This is a genomic window from Mesorhizobium subarcticum (assembly GCF_055456085.1).
The window spans coordinates 1,268,067-1,282,954 of sequence record NZ_CM144237.1 but is presented as its reverse complement, the minus strand read 5'-3'; the positions used below and the strand labels follow the sequence as shown (position 1 = coordinate 1,282,954).

At 63.7% G+C, this 14,888-nt stretch carries 13 protein-coding genes; 6 read left to right on the top strand and 7 right to left on the bottom strand.

Going from position 1 to position 14,888, the window contains the following annotated elements:
• Nucleotides 1-7: 7 nt before the first annotated feature.
• From nagA to ACZYHG_RS06000, 4 genes are read right to left on the bottom strand one after another with little or no spacing between them, the layout of a single operon-like run.
• Complete coding sequence (gene nagA, locus ACZYHG_RS06015) at nucleotides 8-1,180, bottom strand: N-acetylglucosamine-6-phosphate deacetylase (protein WP_464612977.1); 1,173 nt, start codon at nucleotides 1,178-1,180, stop codon at nucleotides 8-10.
• Nucleotides 1,177-2,211, bottom strand: coding sequence for an SIS domain-containing protein (locus tag ACZYHG_RS06010; RefSeq protein ID WP_464612976.1), 1,035 nt, complete (start codon nucleotides 2,209-2,211; stop codon nucleotides 1,177-1,179). The genes nagA and ACZYHG_RS06010 overlap by 4 nt, the downstream gene beginning before the upstream one ends.
• Nucleotides 2,208-2,990, bottom strand: a complete 783-nt coding sequence (locus tag ACZYHG_RS06005; protein ID WP_464612975.1) for a GntR family transcriptional regulator — start codon at nucleotides 2,988-2,990, stop codon at nucleotides 2,208-2,210. Before ACZYHG_RS06005 ends, ACZYHG_RS06010 begins: the two co-directional genes overlap by 4 nt.
• Nucleotides 2,987-3,865 (bottom strand): glucosamine kinase nucleotide-binding domain-containing protein, encoded by an 879-nt coding sequence (locus tag ACZYHG_RS06000; RefSeq protein ID WP_464612974.1) that lies wholly within the window; start codon nucleotides 3,863-3,865, stop codon nucleotides 2,987-2,989. The genes ACZYHG_RS06005 and ACZYHG_RS06000 overlap by 4 nt, the downstream gene beginning before the upstream one ends.
• Nucleotides 3,866-4,063: 198 nt before the next feature.
• Here ACZYHG_RS06000 and ACZYHG_RS05995 point away from each other — a divergent pair, with 198 nt between their 5' ends.
• The 6 genes from ACZYHG_RS05995 (at nucleotide 4,064) to ACZYHG_RS05970 (ending at nucleotide 10,508) form a co-directional block, all read left to right on the top strand.
• Complete coding sequence (locus ACZYHG_RS05995; protein ID WP_464612973.1) at nucleotides 4,064-5,014, top strand: N-acetylmuramic acid 6-phosphate etherase; 951 nt, start codon at nucleotides 4,064-4,066, stop codon at nucleotides 5,012-5,014.
• 117 nt (nucleotides 5,015-5,131) lie between these two features.
• Nucleotides 5,132-6,391, top strand: a complete 1,260-nt coding sequence (locus tag ACZYHG_RS05990) for an ABC transporter substrate-binding protein (protein WP_464612972.1) — start codon at nucleotides 5,132-5,134, stop codon at nucleotides 6,389-6,391.
• A gap of 228 nt (nucleotides 6,392-6,619) precedes the next feature.
• Nucleotides 6,620-7,549 carry a carbohydrate ABC transporter permease gene (locus tag ACZYHG_RS05985; protein WP_464612971.1) on the top strand — a complete coding sequence of 310 codons (930 nt, stop codon included), beginning with the start codon at nucleotides 6,620-6,622 and terminating at the stop codon, nucleotides 7,547-7,549.
• A 10-nt stretch (nucleotides 7,550-7,559) separates the two neighbouring features.
• Nucleotides 7,560-8,399, top strand: coding sequence for a carbohydrate ABC transporter permease (locus tag ACZYHG_RS05980; protein ID WP_464612970.1), 840 nt, complete (start codon nucleotides 7,560-7,562; stop codon nucleotides 8,397-8,399).
• Entirely contained in the window at nucleotides 8,396-9,475 is a 1,080-nt protein-coding gene (locus tag ACZYHG_RS05975) for a Gfo/Idh/MocA family protein (protein ID WP_464612969.1), read from the top strand. The genes ACZYHG_RS05980 and ACZYHG_RS05975 overlap by 4 nt, the downstream gene beginning before the upstream one ends.
• A gap of 34 nt (nucleotides 9,476-9,509) precedes the next feature.
• Nucleotides 9,510-10,508, top strand: a complete 999-nt coding sequence (locus tag ACZYHG_RS05970) for an ABC transporter ATP-binding protein (protein ID WP_464612968.1) — start codon at nucleotides 9,510-9,512, stop codon at nucleotides 10,506-10,508.
• Nucleotides 10,509-10,682: 174 nt separating this feature from the next.
• Here the strand turns inward: ACZYHG_RS05970 and ACZYHG_RS05965 are convergent, their stop codons facing one another.
• The 3 genes from ACZYHG_RS05965 to ACZYHG_RS05955 all read right to left on the bottom strand — a co-directional run bounded on the left by ACZYHG_RS05965 (nucleotide 10,683) and on the right by ACZYHG_RS05955 (nucleotide 14,848).
• A complete protein-coding gene (locus ACZYHG_RS05965) occupies nucleotides 10,683-11,528 on the bottom strand; it encodes a fumarylacetoacetate hydrolase family protein (protein WP_464612967.1) in 846 nt (281 codons plus the stop codon).
• Between the two features lie 26 nt (nucleotides 11,529-11,554).
• Entirely contained in the window at nucleotides 11,555-12,286 is a 732-nt protein-coding gene (locus ACZYHG_RS05960) for an SDR family oxidoreductase (protein ID WP_464612966.1), read from the bottom strand.
• Between the two features lie 189 nt (nucleotides 12,287-12,475).
• Nucleotides 12,476-14,848: an aldehyde dehydrogenase family protein gene (locus ACZYHG_RS05955; protein ID WP_464612965.1), complete on the bottom strand. Its 2,373-nt coding sequence runs from the start codon at nucleotides 14,846-14,848 to the stop codon at nucleotides 12,476-12,478.
• Nucleotides 14,849-14,888: the final 40 nt, after the last annotated feature.

Sequence of the window (14,888 nt, the reverse complement as noted above, 5' to 3'; positions counted from 1 at the left end):
CTCGCTCTCAGTGTGGAGCGACAGCCTCGAACACCTTGCCGCCGCCGATCCAGACGCTTTCTATGTCGAGACCGTCCGACAGCGCAACGATATCGGCGGCCGTGCCGTCGGCAAAGCGCCCAAGCCGGTGCGACTGGCCGATCGCCTGCGCTGGATAGAGCGAGGCCATGCGCAAGGCCTCGGACAGATCGATGCCGACGACTTTGTGCATGAAGCGAACGGCCGAGATCATGTCGAGATCGGCGCCCGCCAGCGTGCCGTCGGCAAGCCTGAGACTCCCATCGCGGCGATAGATGGTGCGGCCGTTGAGGGTGAACGAAGTCATGTCGGTGCCGATCGTCGCCATGGCGTCGGAGACCAGTACGATCCTGCCCGGGCCTTTTTTGGCGTCGAGCGCAATCCTGATGGTCGTGGGATGGACATGGATGCCGTCGGCGATGAGCCCGGCGGACAAGGCGCCGATGTCGATCGCGGCGCCCGCCAGCCCGGGCTCGCGATTGCCGATCTGGCTCATGGCATTGAAGAGATGAGTGACGACAGACGCACCGGCTTCGGCGAAGGCTTTTGCCGTGGCGTAGCCCGTGTCGGAATGACCAACGCTGACAATGACACCGGCTTTGGTCAATGCCGCAACGCGCGCCGGTTCGACGGATTCGGGCGCGATCGTGGTGAGCAGCACCGCCAGCTTCTGTCGCGCCGCGATCAGCATTGCCTGATCTGCGTCCGTCATCGGCCGGATCAGCGCCGGGTCATGCGCGCCCTTGCGGGCGATCGACAGGTGCGGGCCTTCGAGATGCAGGCCGAGAAAACCAGGCACTTTCTGCAGCGCTGCCGATTCGCCGGCGGCAACGGCGGAAGCGGTGATGTCAGGTGTGTCGGTAATCAGCGTCGCCAGCAGCGCCGTCGTGCCGAACGGCGCATGCGCCTTGCAGATGGTCTCGATTGACGCGACATCGGGGTGGTCGTTGAGCATGACGCCGCCGCCGCCATTGACCTGGATGTCGACGAAGCCCGGCGCCAGGATGCCGTCGCCGGTCTCGACGATGCGGATATCAGAGGGAATGGCGCCTATGGGCAAAATAGCCTCGACGAGCCCGTCGCGCACGACGAGGGCGTGGCCTTCATGCCAGTCGTCGCCGTCGAAAATCCGGGCGCCGGTCAGGGCAAAACGGTCGCTCATACCGTCTCCGTCACCTTGCGAAGATTGCGCGGCGTATCCGGATCGAGGCCGCGGTGGCGAGCGAACGCCTCGACGAACACGTAGAAGGAGACGATCAGCGTCAGCGGATCGGTCAGCGGGTGACCGGTAGCGACATGCGGCAGGCGCGTGGCGCGGTTGGCAAGCGCTGATGTGACGAACACCGGCGCTCCCTTGGCCGCCAGGCCGTCTGCCGCCTCGGCGACGGACGGTTCGGAGGCATCGCGCGCGGCCAGCGCCAATACCGGAAAGTCGGGGCCGATCAGCGCCAGCGGGCCGTGCATGACTTCGGCCGCGCTATAGGCCTCGGCATGCATGCCGCAGGTTTCCTTGAACTTCAGCGCCGCCTCATTGGCCATTGCCGCCGATGGTCCGCGGCCGAGGATGAACAGCGACTTCTGCTTCTCGATGGTTTCGGCCAGAACGCTCATCCAGTCGCAGGCGATCGCCTTGCCGAAATGCTCAGGCAAGCGGGCAAGTGCGGCAAGCAGCGCATCGTCGCCGGTGGAATGCGCCATCAGCGCGAGACCGGCAACGGCGGAATTGACGAAGGTCTTGGTCGCCGCGACGCTACGCTCGGGCCCGGCCAGTATGTCGATCGCATAGTCGGAGGCGCGCGCCAGCGGCGAATCGGCGGTGTTGGTGACGGCGATGGTCAGCGCGCCGCCGGCGCGTGCGGTTTCAGCCATGGCGACAATGTCGGGGCTCTTGCCCGACTGCGAGATCGCCAGACACGCCGAGCCGCCAAGCCGCAGCTTGCGGCCATAGATCGAAGCGATGGAGGGGCCCACCGAGGCAACGGCGAGGCCGGCGGTCAGTTCGACGGCATATTTCATGAAGGTGGCGGCATGGTCGGACGAGCCGCGCGCTACGGTGACGACGAAATGCGGGTCGCGCTCACGAATGCCGCGCCCGGCTTCGGCCAGCACGGCGCCGGAGCCGTCGAGCAGGCGGGCGACGGCTTGCGGGATCTCCTCGATCTCGCGCTGCATATGGGTGGTTTTGGGGATCATGGTCGGCCCTCTTCGCTCGGCCCTGTCAGCCGCAGTTCGGCGACGAAATCATAGGCGTCGCCCCGGTAGATGGAGCGGGTGAATTCGATCACCTTGCCGCTCGCCAGATAGGAAATGCGTTCGATGTGCAGGCCGGCAATGCCCGGCGGCACTTCGAGCAGGCGCGCATCGCTGTCGCCGAGATTGGCGGCCGATATGCGCTGTACCGCCCGCACCGGCCGGTTGCCGGTCAATCCCAGCGCGGCGTAGAGCGAGGAACCGATGCCTGCCGGGTCAGGCAGCACGCTGGCCGACAGCGAGGCGCGTTCAATCGCCAGCGGCGTGTCATTGGCGATGCGCAGGCGCGCCACGCGCGCCACCAGTTCGCTGGACGACAGGCCAAGCACCATCATCTCGTCGGGCGAGGGCGCATAGAGCCCACGGTCGAGCCATTGCGAACGCACCGCCATGCCGCGCCGCGCCATGTCTTCGGTAAACGAGGTCAGCCGCGACAGCGACTGCTCGACGCGCTCCATGCGCGGCGCCACGAAGGTGCCGGAGCCATGGCGCTGGACCAGTATGCCGCCCTTCACCAAATCCTGCACCGCCTTGCGCACGGTGACGCGCGAAATGTCGGCCTTGGTGGCGATGTCGCGCTCGGACGGCAGGGCATCGCCCGGCCCGATCAGGCCGCGATTGACCGCGTCCTCGATGCTCTTGCGCAGCTGCAGATAGAGCGGTGCGCCGCTTTGCGAGGATTGTTTCAGCGTGGCGAAGATTTGGTCGGCGGCGTCATTCATCGCGCCGCCTCCGATTTGGCGAACAGACGAGCCGCCATCTGCACAGCGCCGCCCAATGCGTCGTCGAGCGGCGGCTTCAGGAGCGCCCGATAGCGTGCCGATAGGCGCGACGCATAAAGCGGTGCCAGCCCGCCGAGCAGGCAGAGCGGCGCGTCGTCCGCGAGGTTGAGCGCGCCGAGGGAGGCTTCGACGTCGGCGATCGTCCGGTCAAGAATCCAGTTGGCGACACTGTCACCCTTTTCGGCATGTTCGAACACCTTCGGCGCGAAGCCGCCGAAATCGCCGGGCTTGGCGTTGGTGGTGAACTCGACCACGTCCTCGGGATTGTTGCGGAAGACGGCCAGCATGCTTTGCGTCAGCGGCGACGCCTCGCGGACGCCGTCATAGGCAAGCAATGTCTGTTCGAGCAGATCGCGGCCGATGCGGGCGCCGCTGCCCTGGTCGCCGACCTGAAAACCCCAACCGCCGATGGCGCGCGACTTGCCGTTCCTGCGCGCCATATAGGCGGTGCCGGTGCCGAGGATCGCCATGGCGCCGTCGCCGGAGCCGACAGCGCCTTCGAGCGCGATCTCGGCGTCGGTCTCGACGCGGCTGATGCTGAACGGCAGGATGGCTTCGAGCTGTTGCCGGTAGGTGCCGACATTGGCGCCGGCGAGGCCGAGAATGGCCGGTGTCTGCGGGATCAGCTCCGGATTCTGCCCGGCGGCGATAAATGCCTGCCGCGCCGCCTCAACAATGTTCGAGCGGGCGCCGGTGAGGTCGGTGCGGATGTTGGCGGCGCCGCTTTTGGCGCGGCCGACGACAGCGCCGTCCACCGTTGCCAGGGCGGCCCGGCAACTGGTGCCGCCGCCATCGATACCGAGCACGAATTTCACGCGATTTCTCCTCCGGGCGGATAATACCAATAAAATACCAATAGCCAAGGATTAATTTCCGTTTCAAAAAGATTAAGGCGTATTTTATTGAAAAACCTGCACATTTCGTCGGCTCATCGATTTCCTGTCTGCGAATTCGTTAATGCATGTGGACAAGTGGTATTTTTTTGGTATTGTTTCCACATTGGAGGGACCGGGATGGCCGAAACGCGCACCGAAGCGCTTCACCAAAATGCCGAGGGGCTGGATATCCAGGCCCCGGAAGCCATCCTTGCTTCGCTGGCCGACGCCCAAGTCGAGGCCGCGAAAGTCGTCCGCAACGCCATTCCATCCATCGCCGTGGCCGCCGAAATCATCGCCGGCCGGCTGAAAAGCGGCGGCAAGCTTGCCTATGCCGCAGCCGGCAGTTCCGGCCTGATGGCGTTGGCTGACGCCCTGGAATTGCCGGGCACGTTTGGCATCCAGCGCGACCGCATCGCCATCCTTATCGCCGGCGGCGACGAGGCATTCAGGATGCTGGCCGGCGGGCCGGAGGACGATACCGAGGAGGCAGCCGCAGCGGTCACCAATGCCGGCATCGGCAAGGGCGATTGCCTGATCGCCATCTCCGCCAGCGGTACGACGCCCTATGCGGTGCGCGCCATGCAGGAAGCGGCCAGTCGCGGCGCGGCCACCATCGGCATCGCCAACAACCGCGATTCAGCCCTGCTGCGCAAGGCGCAAACCGCGATCCTGCTCGAAACGCCGCCGGAAGTGATCGCCGGTTCGACGCGCATGGGCGCCGGCACCGCCCAGAAGATCGCGCTCAACATGCTGTCGACATTGACCGCCGTCCATCTCGGCCACGTGCATGACGGCTACATGGTCAACCTCATGGCCGACAACATCAAGCTGCGCGACCGCGCGGCGCGCATCGTCGCCGCCGTCAGCGGGCGCAGCACGGACGATGCGGCGCGCCTGCTCGAAAAGAGCGGCGGCGCCGTCAAGACCGCCATTCTGCTTGCCGCCGGCGCCGACAACGCCGATGCGGCCGAGAAACTGCTGGAGGGGGCTGGCCAAAGGCTGCGGCCGGCACTTTCCGCGCTGGGGCATGATCCCGAAAAGTGGAACCCGCTTTTCGGAAAAGATCATGCCCGAACAAAGAAGTAGGGCCTGTTTCATCCCGATTTCCATCGGGGTGAAACGAGCTTGCGAGGGGAACAAGGGGTCAAACGCCCCTGTTCTCATCAAAACCGAACCTGAAAAAGGTCAACAGGGAGACTGAGCATGACAACGAAACTACTGACGGCACTGCTTCTGGGCACCAGCATTCTCGGCTCGGCCGGGCTTGCCCATGCCGAGGACGTAACGCTCAACATCGAAAGCTGGCGCGGCGACGACCTTGCCATCTGGAAGGACAAGCTGATCCCGGCCTTCGAAGCCAAGAACCCCGGCATCAAGGTGGTGTTCGCACCATCGGCTCCAACCGAATATGACGCTGCACTCGGCGCCAAGCTCGCCGCCGGCTCGGCTGGCGACCTGATCACCTGCCGCCCATTCGACAAGTCGCTTGAACTGTTCAAGAAGGGCAACCTTGCCGATCTCTCGGCGCTGCCCGGCATGGAGAACTTCTCGCCGGTCGCCAAGTCCGCCTGGCAGACTGACGACGGCAAGTCGAGCTTTTGCGTGCCGATGGCCTCGGTCATCCATGGCTTCATCTACAACAAGGACGCCTTCGAAAAGCTCGGCATCAAGATCCCGACGACCCGCGACGAGTTCTTCGCCGCGCTCGACAAGATCAAGGCCGACGGCACCTACATCCCGATGGCCATGGGCACCAAGGATCTCTGGGAAGCCGCGACCATGGGTTACCAGAACATCGGCCCCAACTACTGGAAGGGCGAGGACGGCCGTGCGGCGCTGATCAAGGGCGATCAGAAGCTGACCGACAAGGACTGGGTTGCTCCCTATGAGGAACTGGCCAAGTGGAAGCCGTATCTCGGCGACGGTTTTGAAGCCCAGACCTATCCGGACAGCCAGAACCTGTTCACGCTCGGCCGCGCCGCCATCTATCCGGCCGGCTCGTGGGAAATCGGCCTGTTCAACACCCAGGCCCAGTTCAAGATGGGTGCCTTTCCGCCTCCGGTCGAAAAGGCCGGCGACACCTGCTACATCTCGGACCATACCGATATCGGCATGGGTCTGAATGCAGGTTCGAAGCACGCCGACGCGGCCAAGACCTTCCTGTCCTGGGTCGCCTCGCCGGACTTCGCCACCATCTACGCCAACGCGCTGCCGGGCTTCTTCAGCCTGAACTCCGCGCCGGTGAAGATGGCGGACCCGCTGGCACAGGAATTCGTCTCCTGGCGCGGCAAGTGCAAGTCGACGATCCGCTCGACCTACCAGATCCTGTCGCGCGGCACGCCGAACCTCGAAAACGAGACGTGGGTTGAATCGGCCAACGTCATCAACGGCACCGACACCCCGGAAGCTGCCGCCAAGAAGCTGCAGACCGGTCTCGACAGCTGGTATAAGCCGGCGAAGTAAGAACTCAGGCAACGGAGCCGGCCGGGCGCATGCCTGGCCGGTTTCGGATTTCAGATAGCGATTGTCGGCACCGCCTCGCGGCCTTACCCTCGATTTCCTGGGGAAGGCTAGCTGATCAGTCGCAGGCCTTTGTTCTTACGCGACAGTGCAAGAACATTCGGGTCGTGCATCGAGGCATCATCTAGCATCAACATCGTCTGGAACCGAGAGACGGCGGGAACCGAACTCATGGCCGCAGAAATACGACCGAAAAGACCGTTTCGCTGGCATATCGGCATCTTCCTGGCGCCGGCCGTGCTGGTCTACACGGCCATCATGATCCTGCCGCTCGCTGGCACGCTGCAGCTGTCGCTGTTTCGCAACGTCAGCGAGTCGCAGGTCTTTGTCGGGCTGGCCAACTTCCGCACCCTGTTCGGCGATCCCAACTGGTCAGTCGGGTTCTGGAATGCGTTGAGGAACAATGTATGGTTCTTCATCATCCACATGCTGGTGCAGAACCCGATCGGCGTCATGCTGGCGGCACTCCTGTCCAGCCCGAGGCTGAGATTTGCCGCCTTCTACCGCACGGCGATCTTCGTGCCGACCATCCTGTCCTTCGTCATCGTCGGCTTCGCCTGGAAGCTGATCCTGTCGCCGCTGTGGGGCGTGGCGCCGCATCTGATGGATCTGGTCGGCCTGAAAAGCCTGTTCACGCCATGGCTAGGCAAGGAGCAATATGCACTGACCGCGCTCAGCCTGATCTCGGTGTGGCAGTTCGTCGGCATTCCGATGATGCTGATCTATGCAGCGCTACTGTCGATCCCCGAAGAGGTGATCGAGGCGGCCGAATGCGACGGCATTACCGGCCTGTCGCAGTTCTGGAAGATCAAGCTGCCGCTGATCCTGCCGTCGATCGGCATCATCTCGATCCTCACCTTCGTCGGCAATTTCAATGCCTTCGACCTGATCTACACCGCGCAAGGCGCGCTCGCCGGACCGAACTATTCCACCGACATTCTCGGCACCTTCCTCTACCGCGCCTTCTTCGGCTTCCAGCTGCAGGTCGGCGATCCCAACATGGGTGCGGCGATCGCCACGATGATGTTCCTGATCATTCTTGGCGGCGTCTGCGTCTACCTCTTCCTCGTCCAGACGCGCCTGCGTCGCTACCAGTTCTGAGGGGCAAGAGATGAGCACCGCCACCCGTTCGCTGCCCCGCACCATCGGCGCCCACGCGATCCTGTTGACCTACACGGCGATCGCGCTGTTTCCGGTGATCCTGGTGATCATGAATTCGTTCAAGTCGCGTGCCGGCATCTTCAGCGAACCGCTGACGCCGCCGACGCCAAAGACCTTCGACCTGATCGGCTACACCACCGTGATCGGCCAGGGCGACTTCATCCACTATTTCCAGAACAGCCTCGTCGTCACCGTCGCCTCGCTGTTCTTCGTGCTGTTGTTCGGCGCCATGGCGGCCTTTGCCCTGTCGGAATACCGCTTCCGCGGCAACACCCTGATGGGGCTTTATCTCGCCCTAGGCATCATGATCCCGATCCGTCTCGGCACAGTTGCCATCCTGCAATTGATGGTGGCGAGCGGGCTGGTCAACACGCTGACGGCGCTGATCCTGGTCTACACCGCGCAGGGCCTGCCGCTGGCGGTCTTCATCCTGTCGGAATTCATGAAACAGGTGTCCGACGATCTGAAGAATGCCGGCCGCATCGACGGCCTTTCCGAATACACCATCTTCTTCCGGCTGGTGCTGCCGCTGGTGCGCCCATCGATGGCCACCGTCGCCGTCTTCACCATGATCCCGATCTGGAACGATCTGTGGTTCCCGCTGATCCTGGCGCCGTCGGAAGAAACCAAGACCGTGACGCTCGGCGCCCAGCTCTTTCTTGGCCAGTTCGTCACCAACTGGAACGCCATCCTGGCAGCGCTGTCGCTGGCGATCATGCCGGTGCTGATCCTCTACGTCATCTTCTCGCGGCAGCTGATCCGCGGCATTACCTCCGGAGCCGTCAAGTGAGTTCGCAGACCCCTCTTCGCGTCCCAAATCCTCTCCGGGTAATTGTCGCCGGGCTCGGCAACATGGGGCGCAGCCATGCGCTGGCCTATCACGTCAATCCGGGCTTCGAGATCGCCGCGCTGATCAACCGCTCCACCGTGCCGCTGCCGGACGGGCTGTCGGGCTATGGCATCAGGCGTTCCTTCGACGAGGCGTTGCGCGACGAAAAGCCCGATGTCGCCTGTATCGCCACCTATTCGGACAGCCACGCCGACTATGCGGTCAAGGCCTTCGAGGCCGGCTGCCATGTCTTCGTCGAGAAGCCACTGGCAACGACCGTCGCCGACGCGAAACGCGTCGTCGCAGCCGCCAAGGCCAATGGCAAAAAGCTGGTGATCGGCTACATCCTGCGCCATCACCCGTCCTGGATCAGGCTGATCGCCGAGGCGCGCAAGCTCGGTGGCCCCTACGTCTTCCGCATGAACCTCAACCAGCAATCCTCGGGGCCGACCTGGGAGACGCACAAGCAGTTGATGCACACGACCTCGCCGATCGTTGACTGCGGCGTGCACTATCTCGACGTCATGCTGCAGATCACCGACGCCAGGCCGGTCGAAGTGCGCGGCATGGGCGTGCGGCTGACCGAGGAGGTGGCGCCGTCCATGTACAATTACGGCCATCTGCAGGTGCTGTTCGATGACGGTTCGGTTGGCTGGTACGAAGCCGGCTGGGGGCCGATGATTTCGGAAACCGCTTTCTTCGTGAAGGATGTGATCTCGCCGAAGGGCTGCGTCTCGATCGTCATGAAGGAAGGTGTGAAGTCGGATGATATCGACACTCACACCAAGACCTCGACCATCCGCCTGCACAGTGCGGAGACCGGCGCGGACGGCAAATTCGTCAGGCAAGACGAGACGCTGTCGATGGCAGGCGAACCCGGTCACCAGGACCTCTGCGACCTCGAACAGGCCTTCGTGCTGAAGGCGATCCGCGAGGATCTGGATCTCACCAAACACATGGACGACGCGGTCAAATCGCTCGCCGTCTGCCTTGCCGCCGACGAGAGCGTGCGCAGCGGCGCCCCCATAAAACTCTAAGAAGAGTCAAACTCTAGAGCTAGGAACAAATATTGTGGGCTCGCTGAAGATCGAGAATGTGAAGAAGGCCTTCGGGCCGGTCGAGGTGCTGAAAGGCATCAACCTCGAAGTGACGGATGGTGAATTCGTCGTCTTCGTCGGCCCGTCTGGCTGCGGCAAGTCGACCTTGCTCAGGGTCATCGCTGGGCTGGAGGATTCGACTTCGGGCCGGGTGGTCATCGATGATGTGGACGTCTCCACCATACCGCCGGCCAAACGCGGCATCGCCATGGTGTTCCAGACCTATGCGCTCTATCCGCATCTGACGGTGAAGAACAATATGGGCCTCGGCCTCAAGCAGGCCGGTACGCCGGCGGCCGAGATCGAGCGCCGTATCGGCATCGCCTCCTCGATGCTGTCGCTGGAACCCTATCTCGAGCGGCGGCCGGCCGAACTCTCCGGCGGCCAGCGCCAGCGCGTCGCCATCGGCCGCGCCGTGGTGCGGGAGCCAAAACTGTTCCTGTTCGACGAGCCGCTGTCTAACCTCGACGCGGCCCTGCGCGTCAACACGCGTCTTGAAATCGCGCAGCTGCATCGCCGGCTGAAGGCAACGATGATCTACGTCACCCACGACCAGGTCGAGGCGATGACGCTGGCCGACAAGATCGTGGTGCTGAACGCCGGCCGGATCGAGCAGATCGGTGGCCCGATGGAACTCTACAATTCGCCGGCAAACGAGTTCGTCGCCGGCTTCATAGGCTCGCCGAAGATGAACTTCATCGACGGCGCGCGGCTTGGCGAAACAGCCAAGACCATCGGCGTGCGGCCCGAGCATCTGACGGTCGATACGAAGTCAGGCGCCTGGAAGGGCACGGTGGTGCATGCCGAGCATCTGGGCGCCGACACCAACCTTTACCTCGACTGCGAGAAGGCCGGGCTGATTACGGTGCGGATTTTCGGTGTGTATGACGCCGAGCCGGGGGCGACGCTGTATGCGACGCCAGAGCCTGGGAAGACGTACCGGTTTGGGGCTGATGGGAAGGTGCTGAAGTAGGCTGGCGCAGCCCCCTCACCCAGCCTCCGCTTCGCTCGGCTGACCTGTCCCCGAGGGGAGAGGAGAGTTGCAGCGCCCGCGCCTTTCTCTTCTCCCCAACGGGGAGAAGGTGGCCGCGAAGCGGCCGGATGAGGGGGCCTTTGAGGTAGGCTATAGGCGGGCAGCCCTACAGATTTACACGTCAGCCTTGAACGTCTGCTTCTGCTGACCCAGACCCTCGATACCCAGCTCCACCACATCGCCAGCCTTCAAGAACACCGGCGGCTTCATGCCCAGCCCAACGCCGGGCGGCGTGCCTGTCGAAATAATGTCGCCGGGGTGCAGCGACATGAACTGGCTGAGATAGGACACCAGGAAGGCGACGCCATAGACCATGGTCTTGGTTGAGCCGTTCTGCATGGTCTTGCCGTTGACGGTCAGCCACATCTTCAGGTTCTGCGGGTCGGCCACTTCGTCCTTGGTCACCAGCCACGGGCCGGTCGGGCCGAATGTGTCGCAGGACTTGCCCTTTGTCCACTGGCCCTGGCGCTCGGCCTGGAAGGCGCGCTCGGAGACGTCATGGGCAACGGCATAGCCGGCGACATAATCCAGCGCATCGGCCTCGCTGACATACTTTGCTGTCTTGCCGATCACCACGGCGAGCTCGACTTCCCAGTCGGTCTTTTCAGAACCGCGCGGGATCAGCACGTCATCGTCCGGTCCGACAATGGCCGAGCTTGCCTTCATGAAGATGATCGGCTCAGGCGGCACGGTAGCACCGGTTTCGGCGGCATGGTCGGAATAGTTCAGGCCGATGCAGATGAACTTGCCAGTGCCGGCAACGCAGGGGCCGAGCCGAGGCTTGCCGGCAACCGCCGGCAGCGACTTCGGATCGACCTTCGACAGCATCTCCAGGGAGGCCGGGTGCAGCACCGTGCCGGCAATGTCGGCGACATGGGCGGAGAGATCGCGGATCGTTCCATCCGCATCGAGCAGGCCGGGACGTTCGCTCCCGACCTCGCCATAGCGCAGCAGTTTCATGGTGTTCTCTCCTCAGTCAGATTGGTTCAGATCGACCAGCCGCCATCGATATTATAGGCCTGCCCCGATGTGTAGGTGGCCCCGGCCAGATAGACGGCGAGATCGGCGATTTCCTCCGGCGTGCCGAGCCGGCCCATCGGCTGGCGGGCAATGAACGCCGCGCGCGCGGCTTCGTAGTCGCCCTGCGCATGCATGCGGTCCTGCAGCGATGGGCTTTCGACCGTGCCGGGGCAGATGGCGTTGCAGCGAATGCCCTTGCCGACATAGTCGGCGGCGATCGCCTTGGTCAGGCCGATGACAGCGGCCTTGGTGACGCCATAGGCGAAGCGGTTGGGCACGCCCTTGCCGGCGCCGGCGACCGACGACATGTTGATGATCGATCCGTCGCCCCGCTCCAGCATGCCGGGCAGCACCGCCCGCACGGTGCGGATCATGGCGCGGACATTGAGGTTGAAGGCGAAGTCGAGATCGGCGTCCTTCATCTCCAGGATCGAGCCGGAATGGACGAAACCGGCGCAGTTGAACAGCACGTCGACCTTGCCGATCTCGGCAAAGCCGGCATTGACGGCCTCGTCATTGAGCACGTCGAGCTTGCGGGTCTTGATCCCGGAGGTCTTGGCGAGTTCGGCCAGCAGCGCTTCGTTGATGTCGGTGGCGTGGACCACGGCGCCCGCCTTGGCGAAGGCCAGCGCGCTCGCTTTGCCGATGCCTTGCGCCGCTGCCGTGATGACAACGACCTTGCCTGCCAGATCGGCCATGCTTTTCTCCTCGCGCACTCAGGTCAACCGGATCTATCGGTGCCCAGCCTAGGCGTCATGTGCCAGTCGGGCGCCATTATGCGGCCTGTGTCGCAGCCAGTTCACAGATAAAGATGTTTTTTCTCGTTAAAGAACATGCGTCCGGGCGTCAAGCCCGAACACAATCACCATTGCGACAGTCTGGCAATGTCAGTCTCCGTAAGGCACCCAGACGTTCTTGACCTCGATGGCGCGGCGCAGAAAAACATCGCCGGCTGCCTCGTCGGAAGCCCAGTCGAGGCTGCGGCCATTGCCGCTCCAGACGCGCTTGAGGTTACCGATGGACTCGGCCTCCGCCTTGGCGCAGGTCTCGGCATCGGCGAACACCCACAGCCCGTCGACATCGTCATGCTTGGCCAGCACACCGGCAAGCTCCGCCGTGCGACCGGTGACGATGTTGATGGCGCCGGCCGGAACGTCGGAATATTCGATCACCTGGTAGAGGTCGGTGGCGAGCAGAGGATAGCGCTCGGACGGCACGGCCACCACCGTGTTGCCCATGGCCAGCGCCGGCGCGACGAGTGAGATCAGCCCGAGCAGCGGCGAGGATTCCGGCGCGACGATGCCGACGACGCCGACCGGCTCATGCAGCGCCAGTGTCACGGCACGGGCCGGTGGCTGGTGCACGCGGCCCTCGAACTTGTCGGCAAGACCGGCATAGAGGAACAGCCGTTCGATGGATTGTTCTACTTCTTCCCGCGCGGCCTTGGCGTTGGTACCGGTCAACTCGCTGAGACGCGTGGCGAACTCGCCGGCGCGACCGGAAAGGTTCTCGGCCAGATAATAGAGCACCTGGGAACGATTGTAGGCGGTCGCTTCCGGCCATGCCTTGCAGGCGCGGGCGGCGGATACGGCGTCGCGGATATCCTTGCGGCTGCCGAGACCGACCTCGCCGGCCAGCTTGCCTTTAGCAGTCGCGACGGCCAGCGAATAATTGCCATCCGGCCGCACCTGCTTACCACCGATGAACAGCTTTGCCGTGCGGTCGATGGCGCCACCGTCTGGCTGTTCGACAGGTTGCGCCGAGACGACAGCCGGCTTGATGACCGCTCCGAGCGGCAGCTTTGCCGCGAGATATTCGAACATGCCTTCGCGTCCGCCCTCACGGCCAAAGCCGCTTTCGCGGTAGCCGCCAAAGCCGCAGGCGGCGTCGAACATGTTGGTGCCGTTGACCCAGACCACGCCGGCCTTCAACTGCGGCGCGACATGCAAAGCGAGGTTCACGTTCTCGCTCCATACGCTCGCTGCAAGGCCGTAGCGGGTGTTGTTGGCGAGCTCGATCGCTTCCTCGGTGTTACGGAAGGTCATTGTCGCCAGCACCGGGCCGAACACCTCTTCTTGCGCCAGAATATTAGCCGGCGAAACACCGGTGGCGAGTGTCGGCAGATGGTAGTAGCCGGAGGCTGGCAACGCCGCATCCGGCTGCCAGCAGACGGCGCCCTGCCTGGCGCCTTCGGCGACCAGGCCCTTGACGCGGTCGAGCTGCGTGGCATCGACCAGCGGGCCGATATCGGTGTTCTTGTCGAGCGGGCTGCCGACCCGCAGCCGGCTCATCCGCGTCTTGACCTTGGCGATCAGGGCTTCGGCAATGCCTTCCTGCACCAGAAGCCGCGAACCGGCGCAACAGACCTGACCCTGGTTGAACCAGATGCCGTCGACCAGACCTTCCACGGCGCTGTCGAGATCGGCATCCTCGAAGACGATGAAGGCCGATTTGCCGCCAAGCTCCAGCGACAGTTTCTTGCCCGAACCCGCCGTGGCTTTCCGGATGATCTTGCCCACTTCCGAAGAGCCGGTGAAGGCGATCTTCTGGATGCCGGCATGGTTGACGATGGCCACACCCGCTTCCGGGCCGCCATGGACAATGTTGACGACGCCTTTCGGCACGCCCGCGCGTTCACAGATCTCGGCGAACAGGATGGCGGTCAGTGGCGTGAACTCGGCCGGCTTCAGCACCACGGTGCACCCGGCGGCAAGCGCCGGCGCGATCTTCCAGGCCAGCATCAACAGCGGAAAATTCCACGGGATGATCTGGCCGACGACGCCGACGCCCTTATGACCAGGGAAATCCTTGTCCAGCGCCTGTGCCCAGCCAGCATGATGGATGAAATGGCGGATCGCCAGTGGCACGTCGATATCGCGGCTCTCGCGGATCGGCTTGCCATTGTCGATCGACTCCAGCACCGCGAACAGGCGCTGGTGCCGCTGCATGGCGCGGCCGATAGCATAAAGCACCTTGGCGCGCTGGTAGCCCGTGGACGCCGCCCATTTCGGCAACGCCTTGGTGGCAGCCGCAACGGCCGCGTCGATGTCGGCAGCGCTGGCATCCGAGACTTTTGCCAACAGCTTGCCGGAAGAGGGCTCGCTTGTCTCAAAGGTCTTGCCACCCGAAGCGGCTTTCCAGTCGCCGCCGATGAACAGCGCCTTGCCAAAATCGCGCCCGGCAAGCCACGCATCGGCCTCGTTGCGGGCTTCTGGCGCCGGGCCGTATTCCATGGCGTGATAGCGATCGAGAATGTTCATCAGGTGCCTCCTTCACGCTCCCCTGCGTGGGGAGGGTCGA

Excerpts from the sequence above, each read along its gene's own strand:
- nagA (WP_464612977.1), bottom strand. The coding sequence starts at position 1,180 with ATGAGCGACCGTTTTGCCCTGACCGGCGCCCGGATTTTCGACGGCGAC.
- ACZYHG_RS06010 (WP_464612976.1), bottom strand. The coding sequence starts at position 2,211 with ATGATCCCCAAAACCACCCATATGCAGCGCGAGATCGAGGAGATCCCG.
- ACZYHG_RS06005 (WP_464612975.1), bottom strand. The coding sequence starts at position 2,990 with ATGAATGACGCCGCCGACCAAATCTTCGCCACGCTGAAACAATCCTCG.
- ACZYHG_RS05995 (WP_464612973.1), top strand. The coding sequence starts at position 4,064 with ATGGCCGAAACGCGCACCGAAGCGCTTCACCAAAATGCCGAGGGGCTG.
- ACZYHG_RS05990 (WP_464612972.1), top strand. The coding sequence starts at position 5,132 with ATGACAACGAAACTACTGACGGCACTGCTTCTGGGCACCAGCATTCTC.
- ACZYHG_RS05985 (WP_464612971.1), top strand. The coding sequence starts at position 6,620 with ATGGCCGCAGAAATACGACCGAAAAGACCGTTTCGCTGGCATATCGGC.
- ACZYHG_RS05980 (WP_464612970.1), top strand. The coding sequence starts at position 7,560 with ATGAGCACCGCCACCCGTTCGCTGCCCCGCACCATCGGCGCCCACGCG.
- ACZYHG_RS05965 (WP_464612967.1), bottom strand. The coding sequence starts at position 11,528 with ATGAAACTGCTGCGCTATGGCGAGGTCGGGAGCGAACGTCCCGGCCTG.
- ACZYHG_RS05960 (WP_464612966.1), bottom strand. The coding sequence starts at position 12,286 with ATGGCCGATCTGGCAGGCAAGGTCGTTGTCATCACGGCAGCGGCGCAA.
- ACZYHG_RS05955 (WP_464612965.1), bottom strand. The coding sequence starts at position 14,848 with ATGAACATTCTCGATCGCTATCACGCCATGGAATACGGCCCGGCGCCA.